At 69.4% G+C, this 6,505-nt stretch carries 8 protein-coding genes; 6 read left to right on the top strand and 2 right to left on the bottom strand.

Features of this window, described 5'->3' with window-relative positions; genetic code table 11:
- Positions 1-842 (top strand): arginase (rocF, locus tag FW784_RS11670; RefSeq protein WP_149353515.1); only part of this gene is annotated, 842 nt, incomplete at its 5' end.
- A 203-nt stretch (positions 843-1,045) separates the two neighbouring features.
- Positions 1,046-1,198: an entericidin A/B family lipoprotein gene (locus tag FW784_RS11665; RefSeq protein ID WP_149353514.1), complete on the top strand. Its 153-nt coding sequence runs from the start codon at positions 1,046-1,048 to the stop codon at positions 1,196-1,198.
- A gap of 70 nt (positions 1,199-1,268) precedes the next feature.
- Here FW784_RS11665 and FW784_RS11660 read toward each other — a convergent pair whose 3' ends face one another.
- Positions 1,269-2,042 carry a hypothetical protein gene (locus tag FW784_RS11660; RefSeq protein WP_149353513.1) on the bottom strand — a complete coding sequence of 258 codons (774 nt, stop codon included), beginning with the start codon at positions 2,040-2,042 and terminating at the stop codon, positions 1,269-1,271.
- Positions 2,043-2,200: 158 nt separating this feature from the next.
- Between FW784_RS11660 and FW784_RS11655 the strand changes: the two genes are divergently transcribed.
- Both FW784_RS11655 and FW784_RS11650 read left to right on the top strand, forming a co-directional pair.
- Positions 2,201-3,490: a tryptophan--tRNA ligase gene (locus FW784_RS11655; RefSeq protein WP_149353512.1), complete on the top strand. Its 1,290-nt coding sequence runs from the start codon at positions 2,201-2,203 to the stop codon at positions 3,488-3,490.
- Positions 3,487-3,804 carry a hypothetical protein gene (locus FW784_RS11650; RefSeq protein WP_235893669.1) on the top strand — a complete coding sequence of 106 codons (318 nt, stop codon included), beginning with the start codon at positions 3,487-3,489 and terminating at the stop codon, positions 3,802-3,804. The genes FW784_RS11655 and FW784_RS11650 overlap by 4 nt, the downstream gene beginning before the upstream one ends.
- 8 nt (positions 3,805-3,812) lie before the next feature.
- On the opposite strand, the gene FW784_RS11645 is transcribed toward FW784_RS11650, so the two are convergent.
- Positions 3,813-4,169: a helix-turn-helix transcriptional regulator gene (locus FW784_RS11645; RefSeq protein WP_149353511.1), complete on the bottom strand. Its 357-nt coding sequence runs from the start codon at positions 4,167-4,169 to the stop codon at positions 3,813-3,815.
- 102 nt (positions 4,170-4,271) lie between these two features.
- Between FW784_RS11645 and FW784_RS11640 the strand changes: the two genes are divergently transcribed.
- Both FW784_RS11640 and FW784_RS11635 read left to right on the top strand, forming a co-directional pair.
- Positions 4,272-5,771: an NADP-dependent isocitrate dehydrogenase gene (locus FW784_RS11640; protein ID WP_149353510.1), complete on the top strand. Its 1,500-nt coding sequence runs from the start codon at positions 4,272-4,274 to the stop codon at positions 5,769-5,771.
- Positions 5,768-6,505: DUF6671 family protein (locus FW784_RS11635; RefSeq protein ID WP_149353509.1), on the top strand; the 738-nt coding region annotated here is incomplete at its 3' end. The genes FW784_RS11640 and FW784_RS11635, both read left to right, overlap by 4 nt.

Here is a 6,505-nt window from a genome sequence, read left to right as displayed (position 1 = left end):
CGGAGGCGCTGCGCATCGCCGGCCTCGGCGAGGCACTGCAGGCGCGCGGCCTTGACGTGCTCGACCGCGGCAACCTCGACGGCCCGCGCAATCCCTGGCAGGACCCGGTCGGCGGCTACCGGCACGTCGCCGAAGTCACCGAATGGAACCGCATCGTGATGGACGCGATGCATGGCGAACTCGTCGACGGCCGCGTGCCGATCCTGCTCGGTGGCGACCACTGCCTCGGCCTCGGCTCGATCGCCGGCGTCGCGCGCTGGTGCCGCGAGAACGGGCGCACGTTGCGCGTGCTCTGGCTCGACGCGCACGCCGACTTCAACACCAGCGACGTCACGCCGTCGGGCAACATCCACGGCATGCCGGTCTCGTGCCTGTGCGGGCTCGGGCCCGACTCGCTCACCCACCTGTCGGGCGTTTCACCCGCCGTGCGCGCCGAGGACATCCGCCAGATCGGCATCCGTTCGGTGGACGAAGGCGAACGCCGGCTGCTGCGCCAGTACGGCATCGACGTCTACGACATGCGCTACATCGACGAAGTCGGCATGCGCGCGGCGATGGAGGAAGCGCTCGACGGCATGGGCCCCGACACGCACCTGCACGTCAGCTTCGACGTCGACTTCCTGGATCCGTCGATCGCGCCCGGGGTGGGCACCACGGTGATGGGTGGCCCGACGTATCGCGAGGCGTCGCTGGTGATGGAGATGATCTGCGACACCGGACGCCTCGGCTCGCTCGACATCATGGAGCTCAACCCGCTCATCGACGACCACAACCGCACCGCGATCCTGGTGGTGGACCTGGTCGAGAGCCTGTTCGGAAAGTCGACGCTTCTGCGGGAATGATTTCGGCGTCGCGTGAGCGGCACCAATGCCGGCCGCGACGTGAAGGTGTGGCTCAAGCCGGAACGACGCGTTGACGGGGATGAACGCCCGGTGACGATTCACGCGCGAAAGCAGCGGCAGTGCACACGCGTTTCACGCTCGCTGCCGTGTCATCCGCCTACGCAATTCCCAGCCGCCCCGCGGCATCCCCCGGAGATGACACCATGAAGCGTCTGACTTCCCTGTTGCTGCTCGCCATGTTCTCGATGAGCTTCCTGTCCGCCTGCAACACGATGGCCGGTGCTGGCAAGGACGTGCAGAAGGTTGGCGAGAAGGTCGAAGACAAGGCGCAGGATTGCAAGGACGGCAAGTGCTGATCCACGCGGTTCGCGCATGACGAAAGGGCCGGAGCGATCCGGCCCTTTTTTTGTCCGGGAACAGCCGGGCCTACCAGCGGGGCGGCGGGTCGGGCACGAAGCCGCCCGGGAACGCCTGCGGCTCGTGGCCCCAGCGACGCCCGTATCGACCCGGGCCAATCCCGCGACGGGCCAGCGCATCGGCATCGTCGTAGCGGATCTCGGTGACCTGTACCGGTCGCGCGCTGGCGCGCAGGAAGCCGCGCCGTACCGCCGGCGCGTACTCGCGGCCGCCGTGGCCGGTACCCAGCTCCTGCGAGCGCGACTGCGCCATCGGCGGCGCCATCGGGGTGTCCGCGTCGCGGCGCTCCGGCAGGTACACCCGCGGAACCAGCCGCGCCTCGTCGAACACCGCGATCCCGATCACGCCGACGTTGTCGGGACGGCCGGTGCGCGCCGCGTAGCTGTCGCGGATATCGGCGAAGTAGAACTGCGCGACGTCGACCATCGACTTGCGCCAGCCGGCGACCTCCGTGGTCGCGTACGGCTCGAGCACGTAGCCGGCCTGGTTGGCGCGGGCGGTCTGCCCCGTCACCGCGTTGATGCCGTCCACGCTCAGCACCACGAGGACACGCGCAGGCGAATGGTTGGTCAGCTGCACCGCATACCGGTGGCCGGGCGTGCCGGGCACCCACGTCTGCCCCCGGTAGACGTACTGCGGCAGCTCGTCGTAGGCATCGCGGTCGAGGATGCGCAACTCCACCCGCTCGTCCATGTCGTGCCACTGGGCCTGCGCGGCAGGGGCGGAGGCAACCGCGACGAGGATCGCGGCGAAGGCGAGGGCGGCACGGCGGCGGACGTTCATGGCGGTAACCCGGCAGGCGTTGGATAAATCAACGCACGGCGCTTCTGAATGGGGTTGCGACCGCGGCCGGCCGGCACCAGCCGAGTTCATGCGCCGTTTGCCGACGAGGCCGCTGAGCCGCACGGTAAACTCGCGCACCGCCTGTGTCCCGCATCGAAATGACCCGTACCCGCGTCCTCACCGGCATCACCACCTCGGGCACGCCGCACCTGGGCAACTACGCCGGCGCGATCCGTCCAGCGCTCGAGGCCAGCCGCGATCCGTCGGTCGAAAGCTTCTACTTCCTCGCCGACTACCACGCGCTGATCAAGGTGATGGACCCCGCGCGCGTGCAGCGCTCGACGCTGGAGATCGCCGCGAGCTGGCTGGCCTGCGGGCTCGATCCGTCGCAGGCCTGGTTCTATCGCCAGAGCGATATTCCCGAAATCCCAGAACTCACCTGGCTGCTCACCTGCATCGCCGGCAAGGGCATCCTCAATCGCGCGCACGCGTACAAGGCGTCGGTCGACAAGAACCGTGAAGCGGGCGAAGACGACGATGCCGGCATCACCGCCGGCCTCTTCATGTACCCGGTGCTGATGGCCGCGGATATCCTGATCTTCAATGCGCAGAAGGTGCCGGTGGGGCGCGACCAGATCCAGCACATCGAGATGGCGCGCGACTTCGGCCAGCGCTTCAACCATCTGTTCGGCGAGCACTTCACGCTGCCCGAGGCGGCGATCGAGCAGCACGTGGCGACGCTGCCCGGCCTCGACGGCCGCAAGATGAGCAAGAGCTACGACAACGTGATTCCCCTGTTCGCGCCGCGCGAGCAGCTGAAGAAGCTGATCTATTCGATCGTCACCGACTCGCGCGCGCCTGGTGAGCCGAAGGACGCGGACACATCGAACGTGTTCCAGCTCTTCCAGGCGTTTTCGTCGCGGCAGCAGGCCGACGACATGCGCCGCGCGTTCGAGTCCGGCATCGCCTGGGGCGAGGCCAAGCAGGCGCTGTTCGACCGCATCGACGCCGAGATTTCGCCGATGCGCGAGAAGTACGAAACGCTGGTGGCGAAGCCGGCCGACATCGAGGCGACCCTGCGCGATGGCGCGGCGCGCCTGCGTATCGCCTATGCGACGCCGCTGCTCGCGCAGTTGCGCGAAGCCGTCGGGCTGCGCGACCTGTCGAAGGCGTCGGTCTCGGTTTCGACGCAGGCTGAGCAGCCGGCGCCAGCCACGTTCAAGCAGTACCGCGAGCCGGACGGCAAGTTCTACTTCAAGCTGGTGCGCGGCGACCGCGTGCTGCTGCAGAGCGCGGGCTTCGATGCGCCGCGCGACGCCGGCCAGCGCGTCGCCGCGCTCAAGCGGTCCGGCCATCTCGACGACGACGCCACGCTCGTGCCCGGCGACGGCGTGACGCGCGAGGAGATCGACGCCGCGCTCGCGCAGATGGCGGAGGACGCCGCGTGAGCCTGTCGGTGCAGCAGGCGCTCGCGCTGATCCTGTTCCTCCCGTGGTTCGTGATTCTCTCCGGCCTGTTCTGGGCCTACCCGCGGCAGCCGCGCACGGCGGCGCGGCGCGCATTCGACCTCGCATCGATCGCGCTCGCCGTGCTCGCCTTCGTGCTCGTTGCCCGCTGGGCGCACGGCTATGCGGTCCCGACGGGAACCGCCGGCAGCATCTGGCGCCAGGTGCTCGCCACCATCTCGGGCTACGGTGTCTTCCTCGCGGCGATGCTGGTCGCTTGGCTGCTGCGCCGCCGCTGGTTCGCGCGCGCGCTCTGACGCCGCGATCAGCGCGGCGTCCGCTTCTTCGGCACCGCCTTCCTCGCCGCCGCTCGCGGCTTCGATGTCGCCAGCGGTACCGCCGGTTCGGCGACGACGAGCGCGATAAGGTCGCCGACACGACAGTGCGCCTCGACCGCGTGCCGCAACGGCACGTCCGCGTGCATGCGATAGGTGTTGCGGCGCCCGTCGCGTTCGCGCTCGAGCACGCCCGCTTCCTCGAGGTCGGCCACGATGCGCTGCACGGCGCGCTCGGTCACGCCCACTTTTGACGCGACCTCGCGCAGGGTCTGGCCGCCGTCCGCCGCGAGGCAGAACAGCACGTGGGTGTGGTTGCTGAAGAAGGTCCAGCCTGCGTCAGCCATTCCGTTCGTCCGATCCTTGCGCCCAATACGCCGGAGCCGTTGACACGGCCCACGTTACGCGATCTAAAATACGCGACACAAATGTCGTGTATTGGAGATCGTATGTCTGCCCAGCTCCTGCCTCAGCTCCTGCCTCAGCCCGCATCTGCCCCGCTGCCGCATCGCACGATCGCCGTGGCCGCCGGTGACGGCATCGGCCCCGAGATCACGCAGGCGGTGCTGGACGTGCTCCGCGCCGCCGATCCCGCGTTGTCCTTTGCGCCGGTGACGGTCGGCCTCGAAGCCTACCGCGCCGGGCACGCCGCCGGCTTCGACCGCGACACGATCGACGCCATCGCCGAGCACGGCGTGATTCTCAAGGGTCCGATCACCACGCCGCAAGGCGGCGGCTACAAGAGCGTGAACGTGTCGCTGCGCAAGACGTTCGGCCTGTACGCCAACCTGCGCCCCTGTGTCGCTTACCACCCGTTCGTGGCCACGCACCACCCGGGCATGGACGTGGTGATCGTTCGCGAGAACGAGGAGGACACGTATGCCGGCATCGAGCACCGCCAGACCGACGAGGTGGTGCAGTGCCTCAAGCTGGTTTCGCGTCCGGGCTGCGAGCGGATCGTGCGCTACGCCTTCGACTACGCGCGCCTGCACGGCCGGCGGAAGGTCACGTGCATGACCAAGGACAACATCATGAAGCTCACGGACGGGCTGTTCCATCGCGTGTTCGACGAGGTCGCTCGCGAATACCCCGACATCGCCGCCGAGCACATGATCATCGACATCGGCACCGCGAAGATGGCGGTGGATCCGACGCGCTTCGACGTGGTGGTGACGCCCAACCTCTACGGCGACATCCTCTCCGACGTCGCGGCCGAAGTCGCCGGGTCGATCGGCCTCGCGCCGTCGGCGAACATCGGCCGCGAGTGCGCGATGTTCGAGGCCGTGCACGGCTCCGCGCCGGACATCGCCGGGCGCGACATCGCCAACCCGTCCGGGCTGCTGCTAAGCGCGGTGATGATGCTGGTGCACCTGGGCCGAGGCGCGGCGGCGACCGCGATCCACAACGCGTGGCTGCGAACCATCGAGGACGGCCTGCACACCGCCGACATCCACGGCGCGCACAGCCGCGAGCGCGTGGGCACGCGCGCCTTCGCGCAGGCGGTGGTCGCGCGCCTGGGCGAGCGGCCGCAGCGCATGGCCGCGGTGGACTATCCGGCGCACGAGACGTCAACGCCGATGTGCGCCGCCGACATCCCGACGACGCGAGCCACCAAGGCGCTCGACGGCGTGGATGTCTTCCTCGACTGGAGCGCGGACGGACGCGATCCCGACGCGCTCGGCGCAGCGCTCGACAGGCTCGCGGGCCCGCAGTTCCGCCTCGCGCTCATCACCAACCGCGGCGTCAAGGTCTACCCTCAAGGACAGCGCCAGACGACGCGCACCGATCACTGGCGCTGCCGGTTCGTCGCCGCCGACCACGCGCTGCGGCCCGCGGCGATCTGCGCGCTGCTGCTGCGCATCGCCGAGGCCGGCTTCGAGCCCATCAAGACGGAAAACCTCTACACCTTCGACGGCGAGCGCGGCTATTCACAGGCGCAGGGCGAATGAACACCGCACGCGCGCCCGACGCGGCCGGTTCGATGGCGGTCTACGCCGGCCGGCCGGTCGCGCTGCTGACCTGCCACGGCAAGCAGGCGCAGCTGGCACCCGTCCTCGAGCCGGCGCTCGGCTGCCGCATCGTGCACACGGACGGCTACGACACCGACCGGCTCGGCACGTTCACCCGCGACGTTCCGCGCGAAGGCACGCAGCTGGAGACGGCGCGGCGCAAGGCAAGGATCGGCATGCAACTCGTGGGGACCTCGGTCGGCGTGGCGAGCGAGGGCGTGTTCGGCGTCGACCCGGTCTTCGGAATGATTTCGTGGAACGTGGAGTTGCTGGTCTGGATCGACGACCGGCTGGGCATCGAGGTCTGCGGCCGCGCCGCGGCGCGCGCGCGCTTTGCCAGCCGCCGAGTCGCGTCATGGGCGGAGGCCGAGTGCTTCGCGGAACAGTCGGGATTCCCGGCCCACGGCTTCGTCGTGCGCCCCGACAGCGTGTCCGATCCGCGCATCCGCAAGGAGGTCGCGACGTTCGCGCTGCTACGCGACGCGTTCGAAGAAGCGATGGTGATGTCGGCGGACGGCTACGTCGTGCTCGAGGTGGATGCGCGCGCGCACCGCAATCCGACGCGGCAGGCGGTGATTGCGGACGCCGCACGTGACCTCGCGCAGCGCCTGGCGTCGCCATGTCCCCGTTGCCGGGTGCCCGGCTTCGCGCTGACCCACCGCGAGCGCGGCCTG

It is taken from the genome of Cognatilysobacter lacus, assembly GCF_008274655.1.
Taxonomy (GTDB): Bacteria; Pseudomonadota; Gammaproteobacteria; order Xanthomonadales; family Xanthomonadaceae; genus Cognatilysobacter; species Cognatilysobacter lacus.
This window is presented reverse-complemented; position numbering and strand designations above follow the sequence as displayed.